Here is a 24827-nt window from a genome sequence, read left to right on the forward strand (position 1 = left end):
ATGCGGCGGCCTCATCGATGCGGCCGGGAGCATAAACGGCGACCGGGCGCTTGTCATCCTTCGGCGCCGACTTCGATTTCGGGCCGCGACGAAATGGCATAACGCGCGCATGTTGTCTCAGATCGACCGGCAGATCATCCGCTCCTGGTACAATCATCTCGTCGAGCCGCGGCTCGCGCCCTTCTATTCGAAAGGGCCACGCCTCACCGGGCCGCGCATCGCCGTCATCGGCAATTGCCAGGCTTTCGGTCTGGCCTATGCGATGAAGCTGCTCGACCCTTCCGCGCGCGTCTCGCATTTCTCGGCGATCGCCAAGACGCGCGCCGACATCAAGCTGCTCGCCAAGACGCTCGCCACCTATGACTATGTGTTCAGCCACGAGTTTCTGCATGGGCATGTGCGCGGCGGCGGCTCGGCGGAGCTATGCGAGCTGCTGGACAAGGTGATCATGATCCCGGCGATCACCTTCTCCGCCTTCCATCCCGATCTCGTCTATCTGCTCGACGCGACGCGCGGCCATGCGCCGACCCTCGGCCCCGTCGGCCCCTATCATTCGGCGCTCGCCGTCTTCGCCTTTCGCCGCGGCCTCTCGGTGGAGGAGGCCCATGCGCTGTTCAATCGCAATGTGTTCGAGGCGCTCGGCTATTTCGACGTCTGGAACGACGCCGTGAACGAGCTGGTCGAGACCGGCAAGAGCAAATACGGCATGGATCTCTCCGGCGAGATCGCCAATTGGTCGCGCCGCGGCGTGTTCATGTATTCGCTGGTGCATCCGCGGCCATTCGTGCTCTTCGATCTCGCCAAGAAATTTTTCGCCCATGCCGGCCTGCCGACTCCGGCGCCCGTCAATGGCGACTATTACGCGATCGACGATCTCGGCCGCGCGGAGATATTCCCCATCTATCCGCCGATCGGCGAATATTTCGGCGTGCAGGGCAGCTACACCTTCAAGCTCGAGAATTATCATCTCTCGAGCGAGGTCGGCGAATTCGTGTCGCTGAAATATTTTCTGTCCGAATGTTACAAGGTCTATCGCCGCAGCACGCCGGCGCAGCTCACCCATCCGCGCATAGAGGCGTGGCTCGCCGATCCCGCCGCCGTCGGCCGCATCATCACGCTCGCGGGCGAGAATTTGCGCAAGGGCCTGCTGCCGGCCTGACGCGCCGCCTGCGTTCAGAACCGCGAAAGGCTCTCACGCGCCTTCGAGGCGCGTGGACCAGTCCTCCACCGCGCCACACGCGAGACGGCGCGCGGCCAGCTCTCGCCAATTGCGCGCGAGCGGCGCCAGCTCCGCCATTTGCGCCAGCGCATCGCGATCGAGCATGCGCAGATAGAGCAAGTCATTGAGCCGCGACAAAGGCCAATCGGGCAGCGACCGCTCCACGCGCTGGAGAGACGCGCCCGGCTCGGCGACGCCCTCGCGCAGCACGCGGTAATACCAGCCGGTGCGGCCGCTCGTCTGAACGCGCCGCGCCATATCCGTCCGCGCGAAACGCACATTCAGCTTCCAGCAGGGCTGGCGGCCCTGGCTCACCTGCAGCAGCGCCGAGCCGAATGCGAAGATGTCGCCGATACAGACGTCGCGCTCGGTCACGCCCAGAGTCGAGATGTTCTCGCCGAAAGCCGGCGGCGCCGCGAGCGCTTCGGCGAGTTCCGGCTCCTCCTTCGCCCAGGCGTCGTAATGATCGCGCGGATAGTGATGCAGCGCCTTCTCCGGCCCGCCATGGTGGCGCAAATCCCCCTGACAATCGCCGCAGAGACCGTCGCTCAATATGCGCCATGGCGGCGTCGCCGCGCTTTTGGCGATTCCGCTCGGCGCCGCACGCGGACCCAGAGAGATGAGCGCCGGCGCCGCGAATAGAGTCTCGATCACAGGGTTCATGGACAGAGTTCGCTGAAAAAAGGCCTCGCGCGAGCATTGCTCGGCGAGGCAGTTCGGAGTCGCCGAAGTGACAACGGCGGGGGGTCGTCGGTGGTCTATTTCAGCGCGGAGAGATCGGCGCCGAAATTAATGTGATAGGCGCGCCCGTCGATGACGAAGGCGGGCACGGATTTGACGCCGGCGGCCTCGGCCTCGCCGAGCCGCGTCTTGTCCTCGCCGAGATGCACGATCTCGACGTCGAAGACTTTGGGGTCGAGCGCTTTGGCGAAGGCGGTCTCCGCATCCGCGCAAACCGGGCATCCGGCGTGATAGAAAGTCGCTTTCGTCGCCATGGCCTTGGTCCTCCTCTCTTCTGCCTGCGGCGCGCCCTCTCGGAGCGGCGCGCCATTCTGCTGCGAACCTGCCGCGGGCTTGAGCCGGCGGCGCCAGAGCCCCGAGCGGCTCGAAGATTTGCGCATCTCAGGCTCCGGCCTGCTGCGCGTCGCGATGCGCGAAGAGGCTCCAAGCCTCCTCGCTCGCCGCGGGCGGCGCGGGATCGTGCTCCGGGCAATCCAATCGCAAATGACGGCCGCCGAAAGCCGCGTCGACCAGCGCGCAATGATGCGGAAGCTCGGCGTCCGCATGAGCGTGCGGGCGGAAGTGGCGGCAGCTGACACAGAGCCGCTGCGGCGGAATAGCCTTGGCCTGCTGCAAGGCGCGGATCGTCTTGATGACCAGATCGAGCAGCGTCTGCTGCTCTTGCGGCGTCAGCGTCTCCAGCGCGCTTTCGGCGGAGGTCATGGCGAGGCCGATGGCGCGAACGACATCGCAGCCGGCCGGCGTCACGCGAATAGCGATGGCGCGCTTGTCGGTGGGATCGGCGAGCTTGGTGACCAGGCCCTTGCGCGTGAGCGCGGCGATGGAGTCGGTCGCGGTGGGCTGAGTGACGCCCAAATGCTCCGCCACTGCGCGTAGGCGCAGCCCCGCCTCGCCGCGGCCGGCGATGAAGGTGAGCGCATGCAATTGCGTGGGGGTGAGCCCGGCCTCCTCGGCGACGCCCCATTCATCGGCGCGCATGGCGGCGGCGATTCGGTCGAGCCCCTCGCGCAGGCGGCGCGGCAAAGGCGTGGTGATGGCGTCGAAGAGCGTCATGGATTTTTATTAGGACTCCTATTTATTTTTGTCAAGCGTTAGCGCGCTTGCGATTCGCCATGCGCTTGCGCTAGGCCAACGGGGCCGTCGCCCATCGCAGGATCGACCCTATGCTCCGAGCCGCCGCCGTTTGTCTCTTCGCCCTCGCCGCCACGATTCCCGCGCGCGCCGCCGATCTCAATGATTATCCGACCTCGGCGCGGGCGGATTATGTGTTCGGCTGCATGAAGGCCAATGGCGATTCGCGGCAGGCGCTGGAGCAATGCTCCTGCTCCATCGACATCGTCGCCTCCATATTGCCCTATGAGCGCTATGTCTCGGCCGAGACTGTCGCCAGCATGGATCAGCAAGCGGGGCAGATCGGCTCGCTGTTCCGCAACTCGCGCCTCGCCAAGGAGGCGCTGGAGGAGCTGCGCCGCGCCCAGGCGGAAGCGCAGGTGCGGTGTTTCTGAGGGCGCGCGCCCTCACGCCCCCGAGAGTCGCGCCACCGCCCGCGCATGGCCGATCAGCGGCAGCAGCAGCGACAGTTCCGGCCCATTCTCCGCGCCGGTCAGCGCGACGCGCAATGGATGAAACAGCGCCTTGCCCTTGCGGCCCGTGCCCGCCTTGACGGCGCTGGTCCAGGCCGACCATGTGGTCTCGTCCCACGGCTCGGCGGGCAGCAGCGCCTGCGCCTGCGCCAAAAATTCCGCATCCTCGCGGATCGGCTCGATCTCGCCCTCGACGACGCGCCACCAGTCCAGCACATCGGCGAAGCTCGTCACATTCCCCCGCACGGCGCGCCAGAAGGGCTCGGCCTTGAAGCCGACGATGTCATGCGCCTCTAAGCGCTCGCGCACGTCGTCATATTCCAATATCGCCAGCGTGCGATGGGTGAGCGGGCCGAGATCGGCGGGATCGAAACGCGCTGCGTTGCGCGAGAGATGCGCGAGATCGAAGGACTTGGCGAGATCGCCGAGCGAGCGCACCGCATGGACGCTGTCCGACGAGCCGGTGAGCACGGCCAGCGCCGCCACGGCGAGCGCCTCATAGCCCTCCTCGCGCAGCGAGGCGATGGCGAGCGAGCCGGTGCGCTTGGAGAGCGCCTCGCCCGCGCCGCCAACGAGAAGATTGTGATGCGCGAAAACAGGATGCGCGTGCTCCGGCGCCAGCGCCTGAAACAGGCGAATCTGCACCGCCGTATTGGTCACATGATCCTCGCCGCGAATCACATGGGTGATTCCGAGCTCTATGTCGTCCACCACTGAAGGAAGCGTGTAGAGAAAGCTGCCGTCCTCGCGCAGCAGCACCGGATCGGACAGTGTGGCGCAGTCGATCGCGCAATCGCCGCGAACGAGATCGCGCCATTCCACGACGCCGGCCGGCAGCTTGAAACGCCAATGCGGCTTGCGCCCCTCCGCCGCGAGCCGCGCGCGCTCCTCCGCCGAAAGCTTCAGCGCGGCGCGGTCATAGACGGGCGGCAGGCCGCGCGCCTGCTGCAATTTGCGGCGCTTCTCCAATTCCTCCGGCGTCTCGTAGCAGGGATAGAGCAGGCCCGCCGCCTCGAGACGCGCCGCCGCCGCCTCGTAGTGAGCGACGCGCTGCGACTGCCGCACCACCATATCCGGACGCACGCCGAGCCAGGCGAGATCGACCTCGATCGCCTGCGCGAATTCCTCGCTCGAGCGGGCCAAATCGGTGTCATCGAATCGCAGCACGAATCTTCCATGGTGGGAGAGGGCGTACAAATAGTTCAGCAGGGCCGGACGCGCATTGCCGATATGGATGCGGCCGGTCGGCGAGGGCGCGAAGCGAACGATCGGAGTGGTCATGAGCAAACTTCGGCAGGAGGAGAGTGCGAGGACCGCGCGACGCGACAAGATTCTCGCGCCGCCCCCCTTTTGCCAAGAGCTGAGCTCCTTGTCAGGCGGAATATCGGTCTGGCCCGCTCCGGGGCTGCGCAGCCGTCGCCGCCCGCTGGCGCAGGCGCAGGCCGCCGCCCGTCTCGAATCCCGAAAGTGACAGGCAGGGAACACGCATGATCATCGCCTATGTGTGCGCCGCCTTCTGCGCGACGCTGCTCTCGCTCAACCTCGCCAGCATCGCAATCGCCGCCTTTCGCTGCAAAGCCCGCCCCCGCAATTTGCGCGTTCCCGCCCATGCGCCGCCGGTGAGCATCGTGCGGCCGCTGCGCGGGCTCGAGACCTTCAGCGAGGAGACGATCGGCTCCACCTTCGCGCTCGACTATCCGAGCTATGAGGCGCTGTTCTGCGTGCAATGCGCCAATGATCCGGTGATTCCGCTGGTCGAGCGGCTCATCGCCGCGCATCCGCATATTTCCGCTCGGCTGCTCGTCGGCGACGATTATGTGAGCGTCAATCCCAAGCTCAACAATTGCGTGAAGGGCTGGGACGCCGCGCGCCATTCCTGGGTCGTGCTCGCCGACTCCAACGCTCTGCTGCCGCCGGACTATATTCAGACCATGCTCGCCGCCTTCCGCGACGACACGGCGCTCTCCATCTCCATGCCGATCGGCTCTCGCCCCAAGGGCTTTTGGGCGGAAGTGGAATGCGCCTTCCTCAACACCTTCCAGGCGCGCTGGCAATATGGCGCGGAGGCGGTCGGCATCGGCTTCGCGCAGGGCAAGAATATGATGTGGCGTCGCGAGGTGCTGGAGCGCGCCGGCGGCATTCGCGCTCTGGGCGCCGAGATCGCCGAGGACGCCGCCTCCACCAAGATCATCCGCGCGCAAAAGATGAAGGTGCGGCTCGTGGACATGCCCTTCGAGCAGCCGCTCGGCCATCGCACGGCGCATGAGGTCTACTCCCGCCATGTGCGCTGGGCGCGTCTGCGCCGCGTCACCTTCCCCGCCTATTTCGCGCCGGAATTCATGAATGGCAGCTTCATGCCGGTCATCACAGGCGCCTATGCGGCGCATCTGCTCGACGCCAATGTGGCGCTGACGGCGGGCGCGATTCTCGCCGCGCTCTATGGCGCCGAGTGCCTCCTCGCCCGCATCGCCGGCTGGCGGCTCTCCTGGCGCACGCCTGTCACTCTGCTGACGCGCGACATTCTGCTGCCGGTGATGTTCGTGGACGCCTGCCTCTTCGACGATTTCGTCTGGCACGGCAACGCCATGACCGTGCGCGAGCAGGAAGAGCAGACGACCGGCTGAGCCATCCCCCCGAGGTCTCTCTCGAAAAGACCTGCGAAGACGAAGGGGCGCCGCGAGGCGCCCCTTTTCATTTGGCCGGCTCCTCCGGCGTCGCTATCTCGATCTTGCGAATGACGCGCTCCGGCTCCGGCCGCGCCAGATCGATGGACAAGAGCCCGTTGACGAGATCGGCGCCCAGCACCTGCATCCCCTCGGCGAGCAGAAAGGCGCGCTGAAACTGCCGCGCGGCTATGCCGCGATGCAGGAACTGGCGCTCGCGATCGTCCACCTGCTTGCCGCGAATGACGAGCTGGCTCTCCTCGAGCGAAATCTCCAGCTGCTCGCGCGTGAAGCCGGCGACCGCCAGCGTCAGCCGCAGCCGATCCGGGCAGGAATCGCCGCCCGGCAACCTCTCGATATTATAGGGCGGATAACCATCGGAGCCCGAGCGTGTGACGCGATCCAGCGCGCGTTCAATCTCGTCGAACCCCAGGAGGAAGGGGGAATTCAGCGTCGGCAGTCGTGCCATAACGAAGCCCTCGCGGCGCTTCTCTTGCGAAGAATCTGCGAGGCCCGGAGTCGGCGCCTCGGGGCGGTATATGGAGCCGAAGCTCGACACGATCAAGCGGGGCGGCGCGTGGCTATCCGTCAAATTCGAGTCTTGCTTCGCGCAAGCGGCGAGCCTATCCGTTTCAACATTGAAATATTTGAAAATCATATTTGATACAGGATGGATAGAATGACCGTATATCCAGATGAAGATAGGCAAAAAGTCAGTTTTCATCAAAGACTTTTCGGCCTAGCTCAGAGCGCGGCGAGCGAGGACGCAGCCGTGTCGAGAGAGACCGCTGCCGGATCGGACGCCGATGCGAGCGTCGAGGGCTCCTTGACCCGCGGCGAAGCGCTCCGCGCGCTCTATTCTGGCCTGCTCGGCCGCGAGCCGGACGAGATTGGCTTCAACGGCTATATGCTGGCGATGCGCAATGGCGAGTCGCTCGCCTCGATCGCGCGAGGAGTGGCCGACAGCCCAGAATTTCTCTCCCGTCACAGCCTCCTGCGGGTCGGCGCGATCGAGCTTCCGGACCTCACCAAAGTCGCTCCGCGCAAATATGTCCGCTCGCAAGGGGAGCGGACGATCTTCCACGCCTCCCGAGACGAAGATTTCGCCTGGATGGCGCGCATGATCGATGAAAATCGATATTACGATCATCTCGGAGTCTGGTCGCCGACGATCGACCGCGACAAGCGCGTGACCGCCGCGATCGCCCTGGGCCTCCGCGCGAGGAGTTGCTTGGAGCTCGGCTGCTTCAGCGGTCCGGTTCTCAGCGTGCTCGCGGATCGCGGCGTCGATGTGTGCGGCGTCGAGCTCAGCCATATCGCCTTCATCCTCGCTTTCCCCAATGTGCTGCGGAAGCTGAGATATGGCGACCTTCTGGACATCGCCTTCGATCGAGCCTTCGATGTTTTCGTCGGCATGGATATTCTGGAACATCTGAACCCGATCGAGCTGCCGAAATATGTTCGCCGCATCCGCGAGATCGTCGCCCCCGAAGGCTTCGCGCTGATCAATTCGCCGATGATCGGAAGTGACGATATCTTCGGCCTCGCCTTCGATCCCTATTTGCCGGAGTGGCGACAGGCCGGCGCCGAATCCTTCTGGCGTCACATGGACTGCGACGCCAAGGGATGGCCGATGCACGGTCATCTGGTGTGGGCGAGCCCACGCTGGTGGGAGCAGCTGTTTTTGAAGGAAGGCCTCGTTCGCGACCGACATCTCGAGCGCCATGTTCAGCTCCTGCTGAAGGATTTTTTCGAGCAGGCTCCGGGGCGACGGTCGCTGTTCCTGCTCCGCCACGCCGATCACGAGCCGGACCTCGCCGCAATCGAGAAAAATCTCACGGATCGGATCGGCGAAGCGCTATCGTCGCCGTGAGCGAGGCGAAGCGGAGTCCGGTCCAGGCTAGCCATGCACGCGGATTTGGTGTATGCGGCCCGCACGAGTTTTCACCCCGCCCCCGATGCGGGGAGTTGGAGATCGAGACAAATGGCCGTTCCGAAGCGAAAAACCTCCCCGATGAAGCGCGGGTTCCGCCGCTCCGCCGACGCGATCAAGGCGCCGACCTATGTCGAGGACAAGGATTCGGGCGAGCTGCGCCGTCCGCATCACATCGACCTCAAGACCGGCATTTATCGCGGCCGGCAGGTGCTGAAGGTCAAGGCTCAGGAAGCCTGATCTTTTCAGCCGGCAGGAATTTGCGAGCCCGACGCGCGAAAGCGCCGTCGGGCTCGCGGCGTTTCAACGATGACAATCTTCAGCGCGCCTGCTGCGCCTTGGCCAGCAGGGGCAGAAGAATCGCGCGCGGCGCCGCACGTCCCGCCGCGACGAAGAATTTGTTCACCAAGCCCGGCACCACCACGCGCCGGCCGGAGAACAGCGCCTCATAGCCCTGCCGCGCGACCTCCTCGGCCGGCAATAGCGCGGGCTTCACCGCTTTCATCTCGCCTTTATAGTCGAAGCCGGCGCGGGCCTGAAAACCGGTCTGCACCGGACCGGGACAGAGCGCGGTGACGCGCACCCCATGCGGCTTCAGCTCCTCGGCCAAGGCCTCGCTGAAGGAGCGGACATAGGCCTTGCTGGCGTAATAGACGGCGAAGCCCGGCCCCGGCATGAAGGAGGCCACGGAGGCGACATTCAAGATTCCGCCGCGCGTCTCTATGACCGAGGGCAGGAAGCGCAAGGTCAGCGCCGTCAGCACGCGAATATTGAGATCGACGATCGCCAATTGCTCGGCGGCGTCCAGCTCGGCCACACGGCCGACGAGGCCGAAGCCGGCGTTATTGACGAGAATCTCGGGCTTGCGCCCGGCCGCGCTCAAAGTTTCGGCCAGACTCTCGCAGGCGCCCGTCTCGCAGAGGTCGAGATCGACGACCAGCGGCTGCTCCGGCGCGCCGGCCGCCTCGATCTCGCCGGCCAAAGCCTCCAGCCGCTCGCGGCGGCGGGCGACCAGGGTGACATGATGGCCCTTGCGGGCGAAGAGCTTGGCCAGCTCCAGGCCGATGCCGTCCGAGGCTCCGGTGACGATGGTGGTGGTCGCGGCGTCGCTCATGTCTTCAGCCTCCCCAGGGGCCGGGCGGAACCGGCTTATCCGCGTCCTTCGCAGCCTGACGGAGCGCGACGCGATCGCGCGTGGAGACGCCGAGCAGCTCGGCGACGCGCCAGATCACATTCTCCTCGAATTCATGGACCTCGCCATCGGCATAGGCCATTTCCCACAACATGCCGATGACGACGCGGCGGCCGTCCTCGTCGAGCCGGCGCTTCAGCACCTGGGTGAAACGGTAGAGATCGACGGCCTCGCGCTCGCTCTCCGCCGCGGCCTCGATCAGCGCGCGGGCGGCGGCGTGGTCGAGGCCGAAGCGGCTCTCGACGAGCTTAAGCAGCAGCGCCCGCTCGCCGTCGTCGAACTCCCCGTCTATGGAGGCGAGATGCACCAGAAGCGCGACCGCGGCGAGCCGATAATCGGACGCCTCCAGCGGCCGTGGGCGCGCCGGCGCGGCGACCTCATCGAGAAAAGCGCGGAGGGCTTCGAGCATGATCGCGGCCTTCGAGGGTTCGGAATATCCTTACGTTCTATATGGCGGCGAACGCGCGAAGCATAGCCCGCGGCCCCGCCCGCCGAGCGCGGCCAAACCGCGGCAATGACGCAAACGGCGCAATTGCCGATTGACAGAGCCTTGAATTCTCTTTACCTACGTTATTGCTGCAATGCAGCGTGACTCGTTCCGGCCGCGTGGATCGCTTCCCACAGGGGATCGGAGCCGTAGAGCGGGTCCTCATCACGATGACGGCCCGATACGCGGGGCAGGTCTCCCATCCATCGCTGCATGGCCTCGCACGGGAGACATTCTCGCGCACATGCGGCCTATTTCGAAAGTTACGCAGTGACCAATTTCGCCGATCTCGGCTTCGCCGAGGTCATTCTGCGCGCGCTCGCGCAGGAAAATTATGCGACGCCCACGCCGATTCAGGCTCAGGCGATTCCCGCTCTCCTCCAAGGCCGCGACCTGCTCGGCATCGCGCAGACCGGCACCGGCAAGACCGCCGCCTTCGCTCTGCCGATCCTGCAACGGCTGCTCGAGGACCGCCGCCGCCCGGCCCCCAACACGACGCGCACTCTGGTGCTCGCCCCGACGCGCGAGCTGGCCGCGCAGATCGCCGACAGCTTCCGCGCCTATGCGCAATTCGCCCGCATCAGCATCGGCGTCATCGTCGGCGGCGTGGCCCATGGCCCGCAGATCCGCATGCTCGCCGGCGGGCTCGACGTTCTCGTCGCGACGCCCGGCCGCCTGCTCGATCATGTCTCCTCCAATCATCTGCGGCTCGAGTCGACGCGGACGATCGTGCTGGACGAGGCCGATCATATGCTCGACCTCGGCTTCATCGTCCCCATTCGCAAGATCGTCTCGCGCCTGCCCAAGGACCGGCAGAATCTCTTCTTCTCGGCCACCATGCCGAAGGAGATCGCCTCGCTCGCCGACGACATGCTGCGCGACCCCATCACCGTGAAGGTGACGCCGGCGGCGACGACGGCCGAGCGTGTGGACCAGCGGGTGATCATGGTGGACGGCGCGGCCAAGCGGGACGTTCTGGTGGAGCTTTTCGCCGATCCGGGCTTCTCGCGCGCCATCGTCTTCACGCGCACCAAGCGCGGCGCCGATCGCGTGGCGCAGCATCTCGACGCGAATGGCGTCGGCGCCTCGGCGATCCACGGCAATAAGAGCCAGAATCAGCGGCAGCGCGCGCTCGAGGATTTCCGCTCCGGCCGCACCCGCGCGCTGGTGGCCACCGATATCGCCGCGCGCGGCATCGATATCGACGGCGTCTCCCATGTCGTGAATTTCGAGCTGCCGGAAACGCCCGAGGCCTATGTCCACCGCATCGGCCGCACCGCGCGCGCCGGCGCGACGGGCGCCGCCGTCTCGCTGTGCGACAATAGCGAGCGCTCGCTGCTCAAGCAGATCGAGCGCGTGACGCGCCAGACTCTGCCGATCACCGAGCGCCGCAGCGCGCCGGGCGCCGCCCCGGCCGAGAGCGACTCGCCGCGCCGTCCGCACGAGCATCGCCGCACGCATCAGGAGCCGGGCCGCGCCGCGCGCCATCCGGGCAAGCCCGCAGAGCATGGGCGTCCGCCGCAACAGCAGCAGCGCCGCCGCGCCAAGCCGGCCGCCGCACGCCGGCCGGACCATTCCGCGCCGCGCTCACGCGCCTCCGAGTAAGCGATTCCACGGAAGAACGGGAAGGGAGCCCCGCAGGCCCCCTCCCTCACCCTCCCCGTCCGCGGGAGAGGGCCGCTGGTGAATCTTTCAGCTCTCGGCTCTACTCTCCTCGCGAGCAAAATCGCGGGGGGAGCCGGCAATGGTCTTCGATCTCCTTATCGTGGGCGGCGGCGTCAATGGCTGCGCCATAGCGCGCGACGCCGCCGGACGTGGGCTGAACGTCCTTTTGCTCGAGCAAAAGGACCTCGCCGCGGCGACCTCCTCCGCCTCCACCAAGCTGGTCCATGGCGGGCTGCGCTATCTCGAGCAGTATGAGTTCCGCCTCGTTCACGAGGCCTTGGCCGAGCGCGAGCTGCTGCTCGCCGCTGCGCCCCATATCATCCACCCGCTGCAATTCATCCTGCCGCATGAGCGCGCGATCCGCCCGGCCTGGCTCGTGCGGCTGGGGCTGCTGCTCTACGATCATCTGGCGCGGCGAAAGCGCATCCCCGGCTCCTCGACGGTCGCGCTCGCCGGCTCGAGATTCGGCGCGCCGCTGACCGCTGATCATCGCCTCGGCTTCTCCTATTACGATTGCCGCGTCGACGATTCACGCCTCGTCGCGCTGGAGGCGCTGGACGCTTTCGAGCGCCGCGCGCAAATTCGCGTCGGCGCGCGGCTCGTCGGCGCACGGCGGGACGGCGCGCAATGGATCGCCAGCGTCGCCGGCGCCGACGGCAAGCTCGAGGAGGTCCGCGCCCGCGCGCTGGTCAACGCCTCCGGCCCTTTCGTCTCTGAGACGCTGGAGCATCGTCTCGGCCTCAGCTCGCGCAAGCATGTGCGGCTAGTGAAAGGCTCGCATATCGTCACGCGCAAGCTCTATGAGGGCGCGCAGGCCTATATGCTGCAGCGGCCGGACAAGCGCATCATCTTCGCCATTCCCTTCGAGGAGGATTTCACCCTCGTCGGCACCACCGACATTCCTTTTCCCGACGCGGCGGGGCCGGTCGCGATCAGCGAGGAGGAGACGGATTACCTCATCGCGGCGGTGAATCATTTCTTCGAGAAGAAGATCGCGCGCAGCGACGTCGTCTGGAGCTATTCGGGCCTTCGTCCGCTCTATGACGATGGCGCGCTGGAGGCCTCCGTCGTCACGCGCGATTACGCTTTCGATCTCGACGCGCTGGCGGGAGAGGCGCCGGCGCTGTCGATCTTCGGCGGCAAGATCACCACCGCGCGCCGCCTCGCCGAGCATGCGCTGGAAACGCTCGCGCCCTTCTTTCCGAATATGCGCGCGGCCTGGACGGCAGGCGCCATTCTGCCCGGCGGCGACATAGGCGCGGCCGGCTTCGACGCCTTTGTCGCGGAGCTGGCGCGCGCCAAGCCGTTTCTAGAGCCCCGCCTCGCGCGCCGTCTCGCCGGCGCCTATGGGACGCGGGCGTGGCGCTTTCTGGAGCCGGCGAAATCTCTCGCCGATCTCGGCGCGGATTTGGGCTGCGGCCTCACCGAGGCCGAGCTCGATTATCTGCGCGCGCAGGAATGGGCGCGCACGGCCGAGGATGTGCTGTGGCGGCGCTCCAAGCTCGGCCTGCATTTCGACGCCGCGCAGACGGAGAGGCTGACGCGCGCGCTCACCCCGCGCGGGGCGTGAAGCGCACCACCTTGTGCCAGCGAAAGGCGGCGATCGGCGCCGCCTCGAGGCCCGCCGCGCGCGCCTGCGTCTGCAGGATGGAGAAGCTCTCCGGCATATCGTTCTCGACGAGATGCGCGCAGGTCGTCTCGCGCTCCTCGAGCGTCAGCTCGCTCCAGTCGCGGCGCAGCCATTCCACATAATGGGCGTGATAGAGGGGCAGCGTTTCGTCCTCCTCGCGCATCACATCGGTCATCAGCAGCAGCCCGCGCTCCGAAAGGCGCGCGGCCGCGCGGCGGAAGAATTCGGCCTTCTGCTCGGTCGAAAGATGATGCACGGCGAAGCTCGTATGAATGACGTCGAAGCGCTCCTCGCCGGCGCCGATCGCGGCGAGCAGATCCTCGCGGCGCAGTTCCGCCGTGCAGGCGAGAATTTTCAGATTCTCGGCGGCGAGGCCGAGCGCGGTCTCGGAGAGATCGACGCCGACATAGCGCTTCGGCTTCAGCCGCGCGAGCCGTGGCGCGAAGACCGAGGCGTCGCCGCAGCCGAGGTCGAGAATGGAAAAACCCTCGTCGCCGAAGGCCGTGCGCAGCATCTCCTCGACGCGCTCGCCGATCTCGCGATGGAACATGTAATTCGTGTCGACGATCTTGCGATAGGTCCGCCAGGCGGCGAAGAATGCGTCGGTAGGCTGGTTCGTCATTTCGGACCCGTTCCTCGAGTTTTCGCTCTCATAACATTTAGCGCATCTCGTGTCTTCGCGACACGAAAGGACAGAAGCGGAGACGGTCATGACGAAATATGTCGGCGCGATCGACCAGGGCACGACGAGCTCGCGCTTCATCCTCTTCGATCATGAGGGCGAGATCGTCGCGCTCGACCAGCGCGAGCATGCGCAAATCTATCCGCGTCCCGGCTGGGTGGAGCATGACGCGGCCGAAATCTGGCGCAACACGCAGAGCGTCATCGCCGGCGCATTGGCGAAGGCGGGGCTGACGCCGGCCGATCTCGCCTGCGTCGGCCTCACCAATCAGCGCGAGACGACTCTGCTGTGGGATCGCCGCACGGGCGCGCCGCTGCACAACGCCATCGTCTGGATGGACACGCGCACCGATGCGCTGGTCGCGCGCTTTTCCGCGCAGGGCGGCAAGGATCGCTTGCGCGCGAAGACGGGCCTGCCGCTCTCCACCTATTTCTCCAGCCTCAAGCTGCTCTGGCTCTTCGAGACCATTCCCGGCGCGCGCGCGAAAGCGCAAGCCGGCGAAGCGCTGTTCGGCACGATGGATTCGTGGATCGCCTGGAATCTGACTGGTCGCCATTTCACCGACGCCACCAACGCCGCGCGCACGCAGCTGATGAATCTCGAGACGCTGCAATGGGACGACGAGCTGCTCGCGCTCTTCGACATTCCGCGCGCCTGCCTGCCGCAGATTCTCTCCTCGAGCGAAATCTATGGAGCCTGCCGCGCGCCGCTCGCAGGCGTACCGCTTTCGGGCGCGCTCGGCGATCAGCATGCGGCGCTGATCGGCCAGGCCTGCTTTGCGCCGGGAGACGCGAAAAACACCTATGGCACAGGATGTTTTCTGCTGATGAACATAGGCGAGACGCCGCGGCTCTCCACCAAGGGCCTGCTCACCACGCTCGCCTATAAGCTCGGCGAGGAGAAGCCCGTTTATGCGCTCGAGGGCTCTGTCGCCATCGCCGGCGCGTTGGTGCAATGGCTGCGCGACAATCTCGGAATTATCGAGAAGAGCGCGGATATAGAAGCGCTGGCGGCGAGCGTTCCCGACAATGGCGACGTCTATTTCACGCCCGCATTCTCCGGCCTCTATGCGCCCTATTGGCGCGAGAGCGCGCGCGGGATCATCGCCGGCCTCACGCGTTTCTCGACGAAAGCGCATATCGCGCGCGCCGCGCTGGAAGCTGTGGCGTTCCAGACGCGCGACATCGTCGCAGCGATGGCGGAGGATTCCGGCGTCGCGCTGGAGGAGCTGCGCGTCGACGGCGGCATGGCGGTGAATGCGCTGCTGATGCAGTTTCAGGCCGATATTCTCGGCGCTCCCGTCGTGCGGCCGCGCTGCATAGAGACGACGGCGCTCGGCGCCGCCTATGCCGCAGGACTGGCCAGCGGCTTTTGGAAAGATAAGCGCGAGATCGCCGCGCATTGGCGCGCCGAGAAACGATGGAGCCCGACGATGTCGAAGGAAGAGCGCGAGCGCCGCATCGGCAAATGGGCGAAGGCGGTGACGCGCTCCTTCGATTGGACGGACTGACGCGCAGCGCTTCGTCAGAATTTGGCGAGCACGGGAATGGTCGGCGCGGCGCCCTCGAACGGATAATAGCGAAAGCTGGTGAACACCATGCTGTCGCGCGCCTGCGGCGCGCCGCCAATGCCGGAAAAGCCGTCCTTGATCGTATAGGAATATTGCACGCCGCCGCGCACCTTGCCGAACTGCCCTTCGTACAAAGTGTGCCAGAAGCCGCCTGTGACTTGCCGAATGTCTTTGATGATTCCGGCGCAGGCCAAAGCGCCGCCCAATGGAACATTGGCCGCCGTGCCGCCGGAGAGGAAGGCCGTCGTGGTCAGCGCTTCATTCTCTATGTTGCATCCCAGATTGTTGAAATAGGGATTGGCGAAGCCGCCGAAAATGACATTGCCCGGTATGGCGACATATTGCGGATTGCGTTGCGTGAACTCGCCGCCGGCGTAGGCGTATATGTCGAGATCGGGCCGCGGATGCAGCACGCCGCCGATGAGAATCATGCGCTCGTTGATCGGCAGCGGGCCGCCGTCGACGGCCGACCATGTCGCGTCCGCGAGCTGCCCGGCGCCATAGCGGCCGATTCCATGGCCGATCGCGCCGGAGACTTGGAAATCGAGGAGACCGGGGAGAACCGGCGCGAATATGCCGGCTCCGAAACCGCCGCCCCAGGCGTTGCGATTGCCCCAATAGGCGCGCGTGGTGAAATTGCGCGCCAGGCCGAAGCCCTCCAAATGCACGATGCGGTCGCCGAGATTGGCGTCCCATGCGGCTTTGCCGATGAGATCGGGCGCGCGATTGAGCGAATAGCTGTTCACAATGTTGAAGAGGCCGCCGCCCGCCGCTTGTCCGAACAATATCGGATTTTGCAGCGGCAGAGCGGTCGTGCCGAAGAAGCCCGGAGGTAGGGAGCCATAGCCGGCGAAGGTGGTGGCGGCGCCCTCGGCGGCGAAGGCGAGCCAGAATTCCTTGTTGAAATCCACGGTGAGGCGCATGCCGGGCTGCCGCGCCCAGACATAGCCCGGAACATATTGCGCATCGATGGTGAGCGGCTGAATCGTCGTGTCGGGCTTTATGCCGACCTTGTTCAAGGTCACCAGCGACCACGCCTGCCCCGCCATGAAATGCGCGCCGAACGAATCCCAATCGATATTCGTGTACATCTGCCGCAGGCGCAGATTGTAGGAATTGCTCTCATTGGAATTGGCGGTTTGCGCCGCGCCGAGAAAATCGGTTTCGACATAGCCGGTGATCTTGGTGAAAGGATCGATGTCGCCCTTCACCAGCATGGACAGACGGCTCTGTCGCGCGCTGAAGCGGAACTCGCTCGAATGTCCCGTCGCGAAGAAATTATAGGGAATATTCTGAAACGGCGTGTTGACGTCGGCGCCGACCCAGCGGCTTCGCCAGACGCTTTCGAGCGCGATGAAGCCGCCGGGCGTGATCGTGATTCCCCGAAAGCGGAAATTATCCGGCCCCTTCTTTTCGGCCTCCTCCTTTTTTTCCTTCTCTTTCTGCTTTTCTTCCTTCTCCTTTTTCTTATCGGCCTGCGTGGTCTTTTGCGACTTGTCCAATCTCGCCTCGAGCTTGTGCAAGCGCTCCATGAGCGTTCGAACCTCCGCACGCAGCTCCTCTTCGCTCGCGTGAGCACATGTCGGCGACGCGAGGAGGAGCGCGATCGCGAGCGAGCCGCGCAGCAGCTCCGCACGATGAGTGTGAAAACGATTCATTGCGCCGATCCCTTTGGACGGCGCCACGCCGATGAAGAGAGCGCGCCCGCGCGCGTCGTCAAACGAGCGCGCGAGGAGCGGCCGAAACGCTGTGCGGCGCGACGCCGATCACTGTCGAAAACGAAGAGGTGATGAAATCGCACGCGACTCGCGACACGAGAGCGCGCGGCCATGCCGGCGCGGCGCCGACTCGCTCGGCGTCGGAACGCTACGCGCAGGCTATGACGAATCGACGACCGAGGGAATCCTCGCCTCGCGCCGCTCTCCGACAATCACATGCGCTGAAGGCGACGTGAGCTCGACCCGCGCAGCGCGAATCGAAAGCGTCGGCGAATCACGCTACCGTCGATGCGCGAGCGTCGCTTTTGGCGTGGGCCGCGCGCATGCGGGAGCGCGAGCGTCGCGCGCTGCGCCCGCACGGCTGCGGACGCGCCGGCAACATCTTGCTTTTTATTGAAATTTTCGACGCTTTGCGGAAGCCTTGCGAGCGAAGGCTTCGCCGCCTGTTTCCGCGGCGATTCGTCCCTGTGACAGCGGTAGGTGATTTGTGTCGCGATTATGTATATAAGGCGACACGAAGCGGAACGTCGGCCCTCTTTCGGCCAGCGTCATGCGAATGGCCGAGGCTAGCCACATTTCGGCCGCCAACGCCTTGGAACGTGGCGCCCGAACGGCGATGTTCCAAAGCGGCGAGGCGAGCCGCCGAGACGACGAGTCGCGCGGGCGCAAGAGTCTAAGCTCGCGCCCCGAATCGAACATCGAGCCCGATATCGGACGTTAACAGTAAAGGTTGAAGATGCCGACAATCGCTCTCGTCGACGACGACCGCAATATTCTCACTTCCGTCTCGATCGCGCTGGAAGGCGAGGGCTACCGCGTTCAAACCTATACCGACGGCGCCGCTGCGCTCGACGGGCTGCGCGCCAATCCGCCGGACCTCGCCATTTTCGACATAAAGATGCCGCGCATGGACGGAATGGAGCTGCTGCGCCGTCTGCGGCAGAAATCCGACCTTCCGGTGATCTTCCTCACCTCCAAGGACGAGGAGATCGACGAATTGTTCGGCCTCAAAATGGGCGCCGACGATTTCATTCACAAGCCGTTCTCGCAGCGCCTGCTGGTGGAGCGCGTGAAGGCGATTCTGCGCCGCGCCAATCCCAAGGAAGCCGCCGCGCAGAAGGAATCGGAAGCCAAGGTGCTGGAGCGCGGCGCGCTGGTCATGGACCCGGAGCGCCACACCTGCACCTGGCGCGGCGATCCCGTCGTGCTGACGGTGACGGAATTCCTCATCCTGCAAGCGCTGGCGCAGCGACCCGGCGTGGTGAAGAGCCGCAATGCGCTGATGGACGCCGCCTATGACGATCAGGTCTATGTCGACGATCGCACCATCGACAGCCACATCAAGCGGCTGCGCAAGAAGTTCAAGGTCGTGGACAATGAGTTCGAGATGATCGAGACGCTCTATGGCGTCGGCTATCGGTTCAAGGAAGCCCCATAACGGCTCATGACAGTCACGACCGACAATGAACATGGCGTCGAGACGCAGGCGCGGCAGAAGCGAATTGGCCGCGCCGCCTCGGTTCGCTTCGCGCGGCTCACGCGCGCGATTCAGTCGCGCCTGTCGTCCTCGCTCACACGCCGCATCGTCGTGCTCAATCTTGGCGGCCTCGTGGCGCTGCTCGGCGGCTTTCTCTATCTCAACCAATTTCGCGAAGGCCTGATCGACGCGCGCGTGCAGAGCCTGCAGACGCAGGGCGAGATCATCGCCGCGGCCATCGCCGCCTCGGCGACCGTCGATACGGACGCGATCACCATCGATCCCGAGAAGCTGCTGCGCCTCGCGCCGGGCGAGAGCTACAGCCTCGCGGAGGGCAGCCAGCCCTCTATGGAGTTCTCGCTCAATCCCGAGCGCATCGGCCCGCTGCTGCGCCGCCTCGTCTCGCCGACGCGCACGCGCGCGCGCATCTATGATCGCGACGGCTATCTCTTGCTCGACTCGCGCTCCGTCACCGGACGCTCCAACATTCTGCGCTTCGATCTCGGCCCGCCGGGCGGCGCGAGCGAATCGTCCGGCTATCTCCAGCAGGGCATAAATGCGCTGCGCCGTTGGACGCGCCGGCCGGAGCTGCCGCTCTATGAGGATATCGGCGCCGGCAATGGCAAAGCCTATCCCGAGGTCGCCGCCGCGCTCACCGGCGGCGCGCTCTCCGTGGTGCGGGCCAACGCCAAGGGCGAGACCATCATCTCCGTCGCCGTGCCGGTGCAACGCTTCCGCTCGGTGCGCGGCGCGCTGCTGCTCTCCACGCTCGGCGGCGACATTGACGCCATTCTGGCGCAGGAGCGCTGGGGCATCATCCGCATCTTCCTGGTCTCGGCCGGCGTGATGCTGCTGCTGTCGCTGTTCTTCGCCGGCACCATCGCCGAGCCCATGCGCCGTCTCGCCGAGGCGGCCGATCGCGTGCGCCGCGGCGTCAAATCGCGGCAGGAAATTCCCGATTTCTCGCAGCGCCAGGACGAGATCGGCCATCTCTCCGGCGCGCTGCGCGACATGACGCGCGCGCTCTACAATCGCATTGAGGCGATCGAGCATTTCGCGGCGGATGTGGCGCATGAGCTGAAGAATCCGCTCACCTCGCTGCGCAGCGCGGTGGAGACTCTGCCCATCGTCAAGGACGAGAACGCACGCTCGCGCCTGCTCACCATCATCAAGCACGACGTCGGACGGCTCGACCGTCTCATCAGCGATATTTCCGACGCCTCGCGTCTCGACGCCGAGCTGGCCCGCGCCGACATGGACATTGTCGATGTCGCCGGCGTGCTGAAGACCGTCGTCGGCATGGCGCATGACCTCGATCGCGGCGATGGAGTCGCCATCACGCTCGACATTCAGCCCGCCGATCCGCGGCGGCGCTGGCGCATCCTCGGCCATGATTCGCGCCTCGCGCAAGTGTTCGACAATCTCATCGGCAACGCCCGCTCCTTCTCGGCGGAGGGCGGCAATGTGCGCGTCTATCTGCGGCCGGAGCAGGCGATGGGGCCGGGCGGGCAGCCGATCGACGGCTATGAGATCATCGTCGACGACGACGGGCCGGGCATTCCGGCCCATGCCTTCGAGCGCATTTTCGAGCGTTTCTACACGGATCGGCCGGAGCAGGGCTTCGGCCAGAATTCTGGGCTCGGCCTGTCGATCTCCCGCCAGATCGTCGAGGCGCACAATGGCCGCATCCGCGCGATGAACCGCACGCGGGCGGAGCCGGAGGGAACCGACGAGATCGCGCCGGAAGATGTCGTGCTGGGCGCGCGCTTCGTGCTCTGGCTTCCGGCGGCGAAATGACCGGCGCGCCTCTCCAAGACGCGCCTCTCCGAGACGCGCCTCCCGAAGCGGAGCAGGTCGAGGAGCGGATCATGATTCACGCCAATGCTCTGCTCATCGGCGCGGCCGGCGTGCTGCTGCGGGGGCCTTCGGGCTCCGGCAAGAGCGGGCTCTGCCTCGAGCTGATCCATCTCGCGGAGGGGCGGGGGTTTTTCGCGCGGCTCATCGGCGATGATCGGATCGCGCTCGTCCGCCGTCACGGCCGCCTGCTGGCGCGCCCGCATCCGGCCATAGCCGGGGCGATAGAGGAGCGCGGCAGGGGCGTTCTGCCGGCCGAATTCGAGCCCGCGGGGGTGCTGCGCTGTCTCGTCGATCTATGTGGACAGAGAGACGAGGCGCCGCCCCGCTATCCGCCGGAGGGGGGCGCGGAGGCCAAACTGTGCGGCGTGACGCTGCCGCGGCTCGCCGCGGACGCCCGAGAGGCGGGGGCGGCGAGGAAGATTTTGTCGTTTATTCATCAGTTTGAAGCATTTTAACGATGACCGGAGGTTTTCGCTTGCCAATTTCGCCGCAACGCACAAAATGGCGCCCGAAACGCTGCGAACGTCGGGGCGACATTCGCGTTAGTAAATTGGTGAGCCGCAATGCCGGTCTGCTTCGGTTCTCCGGTTTCGACGATCTCGTTCTCCTGCGAGACGGTCTTCATGAGCGGTAGCTGCGAATGATCGGAATGGTCCTGGTGACCCATGGCCACCTCGCCACGGAGTTTCGCGCGGCCCTCGAGCATGTCGTTGGCCCGCAGAAGCAGCTCGTGTCGATCTCGATCGGCCCCGAGGACGATATGGAGCGTCGGCGCCGGGACATTATCGACGCCATCGCCGAGGCGGACAGCGGCGACGGCGTCGTCGTGCTGACCGACATGTTCGGCGGCACCCCCTCCAATCTGGCGATTTCCGTGATGAACGGCGGCAAGGTGGAGGTGCTGGCGGGCATCAACCTGCCCATGCTGATCAAGCTGGCCTCGGTGCGCGAATCGACTCCGCTCGAGCAGGCGGTGTTGCAAGCCCAGGACGCCGGGCGCAAATATGTCTATATCGCCAGCCGAGTCCTCAACGCCAAATGACCGACCAATCCGTTTCCGCCGCCGCCGATGGCGGCCGCATCGTCCGCGATCTCACCATCGTCAACCGCAAGGGCCTGCACGCGCGGGCCACGGCCAAATTCGTCCAATGCTGCGAGGCTTATGAGGCCGAGATCACCGTCTCCAAATGCGGGGATACGGTCGGCGGCAGCTCCATCATGGGCATATTGACGCTGGGCGCGGCCCAAGGCTCCACCATCACCGTGACCGCCGCCGGCCCGCAGGCCTTTCAAGCGATAGAGGCGCTGGCGGCGCTGGTCGGCAACCGCTTCGGCGAGGACGAGTAGGGCGCGCAGCCCCCTCCCTCGCCCTCCCCCGCTAACGCGGGAGAGGGAAGGCGCCCAGCGACGCGCGAAATAGCGATGAAGCGCGCGGAATCTGCTCCCTCTCCCGCAAAGCGGGGGAGGGCTGGGAAGGGGGCCTCCGCTACGCATCCCCCCGCCTCGGTTTAGACAGCTCGCTCAAATCCGGCTCCTTGCAGCGCGCGAGGATGGCGGCGCGGACATGATCCCGCAGCCGCAGCGCGCAGATGAAGTCGCTCCCGCCCGCCCGTATCGGCGGCAAAATGGCGAGCGACAGCGCCGAGCGGCGCGGGAACCATTGGCCGCCGCGCAACATGCCGCGGGTTCCGCGCAAGACGCCCGGATAGACCGACAGCTCCGCCTCGGCGGCGATCTTGAACGCGCCGAGATAGAAGCCGCAGAGCCCGGCCCGCCGCGTGAAAGTCCCCTCCGGGAAGAACACCAGATTGCGTCCCTCGCGCGCCGCCGCGACGAGGCTCTCCGCATCGGCGACGCTCGCGGCAATATCGTAGCGCTCGACGAAAAGCGCCCCGAGCCGGCGCAGGAACGGCCCGGCGAAAATCTGCGCGGCCAGCTCCTTCTTGGCGACGAAGGCCGGCTCGCCCGGCAGGCGGGCGGCGAGCAGCATGACATCGACATAGCTCGAATGGTTGAAGGCGAGCACGGCGCCACCCGTCTGTAGACGCTCGAGCCCTTCTGTCGTGACCTTCGCGCCAATGACGCCGAGCATGGCGCCGGCGATCTTCCGCACGGCGGGCCAGCGCGAGCGGCGGGGCAGTATCATCACCGCCCACCAGACGGCGAAATAGCCGGCGCAGACGACGAGCCACCACCAGCTGGCATAGGCGAGCTCGCCCGCCCGCCCCGCCGCGCCACGGATCGCCGGCCATAGGCCGAGCAGCGCCAGCCGGCCGATCTGCAGCCACACCGGACCGCGCGGCTCGCCGAGCCGACCCTCCTCGAACAGCGCCTTGGCGGCGCTGCGGCGAATCTTGCCGCTCGAGGTTTTGGGCGTGGAGCGCGGCGGAAGGAAGCGAACCTCGTCGGCCGGCGCGCCGCAAACGGCGGCGACCGCCGTCTGAACCTTGGTCTCCAGCGCGCCCAGCGCTTCCGGCACGGTCTCATAGGTCTCGGCGACGACGATCAGCCGTTCCGTGCCGGTCTCCACATCGGGCGCGCCGAAAGCGGCGACGCAGCCCTTGCGAATGCCGGGAAGCGCGGCGACGGCCTCCTCTATCTCCTGCGGATAGAGATGCCGCCCGGCGCGAATCACAATGTCCTTGACCCGCCCGGTCACAAAGATCTCGCCGCCGGCCATATAGGCGCGATCGCCGCTGTCGAGCCAGCCGCCTCGAATCAGCGATTTGGTCTTCTCCTCATTGCGGAAATAGCCCTTCGTGGCCGAGGGGCCGCGAAACTCCAGCCGCCCCTCGCGGCGCTCCGACAGCTCGCGGCCGGCGGCGTCGACGATGCGAATCTCATGGCCCGGCAGCGGGGCGCCGCAGCCGACGATCTCCAGCGAGCCGGCGCCTTCCGCCGCCGGCTCGGCGCGGCCGTCGGTCGCCAGCGCCTCGCGGGAGATGCGGTCGATGACCGGCGCGCGGCCGGGCGGCGGAAAGGCGAGGCCGACCGCATTTTCCGCGAGCCCATAGACCGGCGCCATGGCCTCCGCCCGAAAGCCGTATTTGGCGAATTTTTCGGCAAATCGCTGGATGGTGCGCGGGGAGATGGGCTCGGCGCCATTGGCGACCATGCGCAGCGAGCAAAGATCGAGCCCCTCGATCTGGGCCGGATCGATCTTGTCGAGGCAGAGCTCGAAGGCGAAATTGGGCGCGGCGCTCAACGTGCCGCGATGGCGGTCGATCGCCTCGAGCCAGCTCGCCGGTCGCGACAGAAAAGTCAGCGGCGACATGACATAGAGCGGCGCGCCGAAATGCAGGCAGCCGAGCCAGGCGCCGATCAGCCCCATATCGTGATAGAGCGGCAGCCAGCTCACGAAGCTGTCCGCCGAGCTGGCGCCGATGGCGAGGCCCATGGCGCGCACATTGGCGAGAAGATTGGCGTGGCTCAACACGACGCCTTTGGGGTCGCCCGTGCTGCCGGACGTATATTGCAGCATGGCGGTCGCGCCCGCCTCGCGCGTCGGCGGCAGCGGCGCGCCATTGGCGCCGCTCGTAAGATCAGCGACGCAGACGATCGCCTCCAAGCTCTCCACACGCCCGCGGGCGAGGCCGGCGAGGCGCAGACCCTCCGGCGTGGTGACGAGCAGCCGCACCCCCGCATTGCGCAAAATGCCGATCTGCCGCGTGAGATGCTCCTCGATCTGCGCCATGCGCATCGGCGGATAGATCGGCACGGGAATGGCGCCGGCGTAGAGCACGCCGAAAAAGCCCACGAAGAAATCGATGCCCGTCGGCAACATCAGCGCGATGCGGTCGCCCGGCGCGACATCGCGGGCGATGAGCCCCTCCGCCGCGCGCCGCGCCTCATCGGCGAGCCGCCAATAGGTGAGCGCGCCGCCGGGCGTCGCGGCGTCGCGCAGAAAGGTGAGATGCAGCCGCTCGGGATTTTGCGCGGCGTGCCAGTCCAGCGCCTCGGTCAGCGTCCTAGCCTCGAAGGCGGCGCGAATATGCGGCAGCGCCTCGCCGGGCGAAGGCTCGGAGAAGGAGGGCGGCTCGGCGCCGGGCGCCTTCTCCAGCGCCGTCAGCAGATCGCCGACCGTATCGGCGCGGCCCAGCTCCTCGAGCGGCAGAGGGGCGTGGAAGGCGCGCTCCAGCCGCAAGTTCAATTCGGCGCGCGCCAGGCTGTCGACGCCGAGATCCTGCTCGAGCCGGCTGGACAGCGAAATCTCCGTCGGCGCGCCGCGCCGCGGATGCATCTCGCGGGCGAGCGAATCGACGACGGCGAAAACCTCCCGCCGCGCCGCCTCCTGCGCAGCGCGCCGACGTCCCGGATAATTGGAGACCGCATGCATTGGGAGCCCCTCTCGCTCTCGAGGCAGATAGAGCGAGGTCGGCGGCATTCGACTCTTTTCTGTAACCCGCCATC

23 protein-coding genes are annotated in these 24827 nt (G+C 66.2%); 13 read left to right on the forward strand and 10 right to left on the reverse strand.

All coding sequences use genetic code 11. The annotated features are described in order from the left end of the window. Nucleotides 1-109: 109 nt before the first annotated feature. Nucleotides 110-1159, forward strand: coding sequence for a WcbI family polysaccharide biosynthesis putative acetyltransferase (locus A1351_RS18280; protein WP_024878193.1), 1050 nt, complete (start codon nt 110-112; stop codon nt 1157-1159). 33 nt (nt 1160-1192) lie between these two features. Here A1351_RS18280 and A1351_RS18285 read toward each other — a convergent pair whose 3' ends face one another. The 3 genes from A1351_RS18285 to A1351_RS18295 all read right to left on the reverse strand — a co-directional run bounded on the left by A1351_RS18285 (nt 1193) and on the right by A1351_RS18295 (nt 3013). Next, a complete protein-coding gene (locus A1351_RS18285; protein WP_064033642.1) occupies nt 1193-1882 on the reverse strand; it encodes an MOSC domain-containing protein in 690 nt (229 codons plus the stop codon). A 95-nt stretch (nt 1883-1977) separates the two neighbouring features. Continuing rightward, nucleotides 1978-2214 (reverse strand): thioredoxin family protein, encoded by a 237-nt coding sequence (locus A1351_RS18290; RefSeq protein ID WP_024878191.1) that lies wholly within the window; start codon nt 2212-2214, stop codon nt 1978-1980. Between the two features lie 127 nt (nt 2215-2341). Continuing rightward, on the reverse strand, nt 2342-3013 hold the full coding sequence (locus A1351_RS18295; protein ID WP_064033643.1) for a MarR family winged helix-turn-helix transcriptional regulator: 672 nt from the start codon (nt 3011-3013) through the stop codon (nt 2342-2344). Nucleotides 3014-3123: 110 nt separating this feature from the next. On the opposite strand from A1351_RS18295, the gene A1351_RS18300 reads away from it, so the two are divergent. Beyond that, on the forward strand, nt 3124-3465 hold the full coding sequence (locus tag A1351_RS18300; protein WP_064033644.1) for a hypothetical protein: 342 nt from the start codon (nt 3124-3126) through the stop codon (nt 3463-3465). Nucleotides 3466-3477: 12 nt separating this feature from the next. Here the strand turns inward: A1351_RS18300 and A1351_RS18305 are convergent, their stop codons facing one another. Beyond that, nucleotides 3478-4824: a glutamate--tRNA ligase gene (locus A1351_RS18305; protein WP_064033645.1), complete on the reverse strand. Its 1347-nt coding sequence runs from the start codon at nt 4822-4824 to the stop codon at nt 3478-3480. 206 nt (nt 4825-5030) lie between these two features. Here A1351_RS18305 and A1351_RS18315 point away from each other — a divergent pair, with 206 nt between their 5' ends. Further along, nucleotides 5031-6167 carry a ceramide glucosyltransferase gene (locus tag A1351_RS18315; RefSeq protein WP_024878186.1) on the forward strand — a complete coding sequence of 379 codons (1137 nt, stop codon included), beginning with the start codon at nt 5031-5033 and terminating at the stop codon, nt 6165-6167. A 67-nt stretch (nt 6168-6234) separates the two neighbouring features. Here the strand turns inward: A1351_RS18315 and A1351_RS18320 are convergent, their stop codons facing one another. Then, nucleotides 6235-6675, reverse strand: a complete 441-nt coding sequence (locus A1351_RS18320; protein WP_024878185.1) for an Hsp20 family protein — start codon at nt 6673-6675, stop codon at nt 6235-6237. 303 nt (nt 6676-6978) lie between these two features. On the opposite strand from A1351_RS18320, the gene A1351_RS18325 reads away from it, so the two are divergent. Both A1351_RS18325 and rpmF read left to right on the forward strand, forming a co-directional pair. Beyond that, entirely contained in the window at nt 6979-8079 is a 1101-nt protein-coding gene (locus tag A1351_RS18325) for a methyltransferase domain-containing protein (protein WP_024878184.1), read from the forward strand. Between the two features lie 111 nt (nt 8080-8190). Further along, the gene (gene rpmF, locus A1351_RS18330) at nt 8191-8379 is read left to right on the forward strand and encodes a 50S ribosomal protein L32 (RefSeq protein WP_024878183.1); all 189 of its coding nucleotides are present in this window, start codon (nt 8191-8193) and stop codon (nt 8377-8379) included. Nucleotides 8380-8458: 79 nt separating this feature from the next. Here the strand turns inward: rpmF and A1351_RS18335 are convergent, their stop codons facing one another. Both A1351_RS18335 and A1351_RS18340 read right to left on the reverse strand, forming a co-directional pair. After that, a complete protein-coding gene (locus A1351_RS18335) occupies nt 8459-9253 on the reverse strand; it encodes an SDR family oxidoreductase (RefSeq protein WP_024878182.1) in 795 nt (264 codons plus the stop codon). A gap of 4 nt (nt 9254-9257) precedes the next feature. After that, complete coding sequence (locus tag A1351_RS18340) at nt 9258-9740, reverse strand: TerB family tellurite resistance protein (RefSeq protein WP_024878181.1); 483 nt, start codon at nt 9738-9740, stop codon at nt 9258-9260. A gap of 291 nt (nt 9741-10031) precedes the next feature. Between A1351_RS18340 and A1351_RS18345 the strand changes: the two genes are divergently transcribed. Together A1351_RS18345 and A1351_RS18350 are read left to right on the forward strand one after the other, a co-directional pair. Next, nucleotides 10032-11423 carry a DEAD/DEAH box helicase gene (locus A1351_RS18345; RefSeq protein ID WP_036308532.1) on the forward strand — a complete coding sequence of 464 codons (1392 nt, stop codon included), beginning with the start codon at nt 10032-10034 and terminating at the stop codon, nt 11421-11423. A gap of 139 nt (nt 11424-11562) precedes the next feature. Then, entirely contained in the window at nt 11563-13053 is a 1491-nt protein-coding gene (locus A1351_RS18350) for a glycerol-3-phosphate dehydrogenase (RefSeq protein ID WP_024878179.1), read from the forward strand. Here A1351_RS18350 and A1351_RS18355 read toward each other — a convergent pair. Further along, nucleotides 13034-13735, reverse strand: coding sequence for a class I SAM-dependent methyltransferase (locus tag A1351_RS18355; RefSeq protein WP_024878178.1), 702 nt, complete (start codon nt 13733-13735; stop codon nt 13034-13036). The two genes, A1351_RS18350 and A1351_RS18355, sit on opposite strands and share 20 nt — an antisense overlap. Nucleotides 13736-13823: 88 nt before the next feature. Between A1351_RS18355 and glpK the strand changes: the two genes are divergently transcribed. Continuing rightward, nucleotides 13824-15305, forward strand: a complete 1482-nt coding sequence (glpK, locus tag A1351_RS18360) for a glycerol kinase GlpK (RefSeq protein WP_024878177.1) — start codon at nt 13824-13826, stop codon at nt 15303-15305. A 14-nt stretch (nt 15306-15319) separates the two neighbouring features. On the opposite strand, the gene A1351_RS18365 is transcribed toward glpK, so the two are convergent. Beyond that, on the reverse strand, nt 15320-17023 hold the full coding sequence (locus A1351_RS18365; protein WP_024878176.1) for a hypothetical protein: 1704 nt from the start codon (nt 17021-17023) through the stop codon (nt 15320-15322). 796 nt (nt 17024-17819) lie between these two features. On the opposite strand from A1351_RS18365, the gene A1351_RS18375 reads away from it, so the two are divergent. The 5 genes from A1351_RS18375 to A1351_RS18395 all read left to right on the forward strand — a co-directional run bounded on the left by A1351_RS18375 (nt 17820) and on the right by A1351_RS18395 (nt 21764). After that, complete coding sequence (locus A1351_RS18375) at nt 17820-18521, forward strand: response regulator transcription factor (RefSeq protein WP_018267279.1); 702 nt, start codon at nt 17820-17822, stop codon at nt 18519-18521. A 6-nt stretch (nt 18522-18527) separates the two neighbouring features. Beyond that, nucleotides 18528-20357, forward strand: a complete 1830-nt coding sequence (locus A1351_RS18380; protein WP_064033647.1) for a stimulus-sensing domain-containing protein — start codon at nt 18528-18530, stop codon at nt 20355-20357. Continuing rightward, a complete protein-coding gene (locus A1351_RS18385) occupies nt 20354-20872 on the forward strand; it encodes an HPr kinase/phosphorylase (RefSeq protein WP_064033648.1) in 519 nt (172 codons plus the stop codon). Before A1351_RS18380 ends, A1351_RS18385 begins: the two co-directional genes overlap by 4 nt. A 185-nt stretch (nt 20873-21057) precedes the next feature. Further along, a complete protein-coding gene (locus A1351_RS18390) occupies nt 21058-21459 on the forward strand; it encodes a PTS sugar transporter subunit IIA (RefSeq protein ID WP_024878173.1) in 402 nt (133 codons plus the stop codon). Then, complete coding sequence (locus tag A1351_RS18395; RefSeq protein WP_024878172.1) at nt 21456-21764, forward strand: HPr family phosphocarrier protein; 309 nt, start codon at nt 21456-21458, stop codon at nt 21762-21764. Before A1351_RS18390 ends, A1351_RS18395 begins: the two co-directional genes overlap by 4 nt. Before the next feature lie 139 nt (nt 21765-21903). On the opposite strand, the gene A1351_RS18400 is transcribed toward A1351_RS18395, so the two are convergent. Beyond that, nucleotides 21904-24753: an AMP-binding protein gene (locus A1351_RS18400; RefSeq protein WP_064033649.1), complete on the reverse strand. Its 2850-nt coding sequence runs from the start codon at nt 24751-24753 to the stop codon at nt 21904-21906. Nucleotides 24754-24827 lie beyond the last annotated feature (74 nt).

The sequence above is a fragment of the Methylosinus sp. R-45379 genome, from assembly GCF_001644125.1.
Classification (GTDB): domain Bacteria; phylum Pseudomonadota; class Alphaproteobacteria; order Rhizobiales; family Beijerinckiaceae; genus Methylosinus.

Excerpts from the sequence above, each read along its gene's own strand:
- A1351_RS18280 (WP_024878193.1), top strand. The coding sequence starts at position 110 with ATGTTGTCTCAGATCGACCGGCAGATCATCCGCTCCTGGTACAATCAT.
- A1351_RS18285 (WP_064033642.1), bottom strand. The coding sequence starts at position 1,882 with ATGAACCCTGTGATCGAGACTCTATTCGCGGCGCCGGCGCTCATCTCT.
- A1351_RS18290 (WP_024878191.1), bottom strand. The coding sequence starts at position 2,214 with ATGGCGACGAAAGCGACTTTCTATCACGCCGGATGCCCGGTTTGCGCG.
- A1351_RS18295 (WP_064033643.1), bottom strand. The coding sequence starts at position 3,013 with ATGACGCTCTTCGACGCCATCACCACGCCTTTGCCGCGCCGCCTGCGC.
- A1351_RS18300 (WP_064033644.1), top strand. The coding sequence starts at position 3,124 with ATGCTCCGAGCCGCCGCCGTTTGTCTCTTCGCCCTCGCCGCCACGATT.
- A1351_RS18305 (WP_064033645.1), bottom strand. The coding sequence starts at position 4,824 with ATGACCACTCCGATCGTTCGCTTCGCGCCCTCGCCGACCGGCCGCATC.
- A1351_RS18315 (WP_024878186.1), top strand. The coding sequence starts at position 5,031 with ATGATCATCGCCTATGTGTGCGCCGCCTTCTGCGCGACGCTGCTCTCG.
- A1351_RS18320 (WP_024878185.1), bottom strand. The coding sequence starts at position 6,675 with ATGGCACGACTGCCGACGCTGAATTCCCCCTTCCTCCTGGGGTTCGAC.
- rpmF (WP_024878183.1), top strand. The coding sequence starts at position 8,191 with ATGGCCGTTCCGAAGCGAAAAACCTCCCCGATGAAGCGCGGGTTCCGC.
- A1351_RS18335 (WP_024878182.1), bottom strand. The coding sequence starts at position 9,253 with ATGAGCGACGCCGCGACCACCACCATCGTCACCGGAGCCTCGGACGGC.
- A1351_RS18340 (WP_024878181.1), bottom strand. The coding sequence starts at position 9,740 with ATGCTCGAAGCCCTCCGCGCTTTTCTCGATGAGGTCGCCGCGCCGGCG.
- A1351_RS18345 (WP_036308532.1), top strand. The coding sequence starts at position 10,032 with ATGGCCTCGCACGGGAGACATTCTCGCGCACATGCGGCCTATTTCGAA.
- A1351_RS18350 (WP_024878179.1), top strand. The coding sequence starts at position 11,563 with ATGGTCTTCGATCTCCTTATCGTGGGCGGCGGCGTCAATGGCTGCGCC.
- A1351_RS18355 (WP_024878178.1), bottom strand. The coding sequence starts at position 13,735 with ATGACGAACCAGCCTACCGACGCATTCTTCGCCGCCTGGCGGACCTAT.
- glpK (WP_024878177.1), top strand. The coding sequence starts at position 13,824 with ATGACGAAATATGTCGGCGCGATCGACCAGGGCACGACGAGCTCGCGC.
- A1351_RS18365 (WP_024878176.1), bottom strand. The coding sequence starts at position 17,023 with ATGAATCGTTTTCACACTCATCGTGCGGAGCTGCTGCGCGGCTCGCTC.
- A1351_RS18375 (WP_018267279.1), top strand. The coding sequence starts at position 17,820 with ATGCCGACAATCGCTCTCGTCGACGACGACCGCAATATTCTCACTTCC.
- A1351_RS18380 (WP_064033647.1), top strand. The coding sequence starts at position 18,528 with ATGACAGTCACGACCGACAATGAACATGGCGTCGAGACGCAGGCGCGG.
- A1351_RS18385 (WP_064033648.1), top strand. The coding sequence starts at position 20,354 with ATGACCGGCGCGCCTCTCCAAGACGCGCCTCTCCGAGACGCGCCTCCC.
- A1351_RS18390 (WP_024878173.1), top strand. The coding sequence starts at position 21,058 with ATGATCGGAATGGTCCTGGTGACCCATGGCCACCTCGCCACGGAGTTT.
- A1351_RS18395 (WP_024878172.1), top strand. The coding sequence starts at position 21,456 with ATGACCGACCAATCCGTTTCCGCCGCCGCCGATGGCGGCCGCATCGTC.
- A1351_RS18400 (WP_064033649.1), bottom strand. The coding sequence starts at position 24,753 with ATGCATGCGGTCTCCAATTATCCGGGACGTCGGCGCGCTGCGCAGGAG.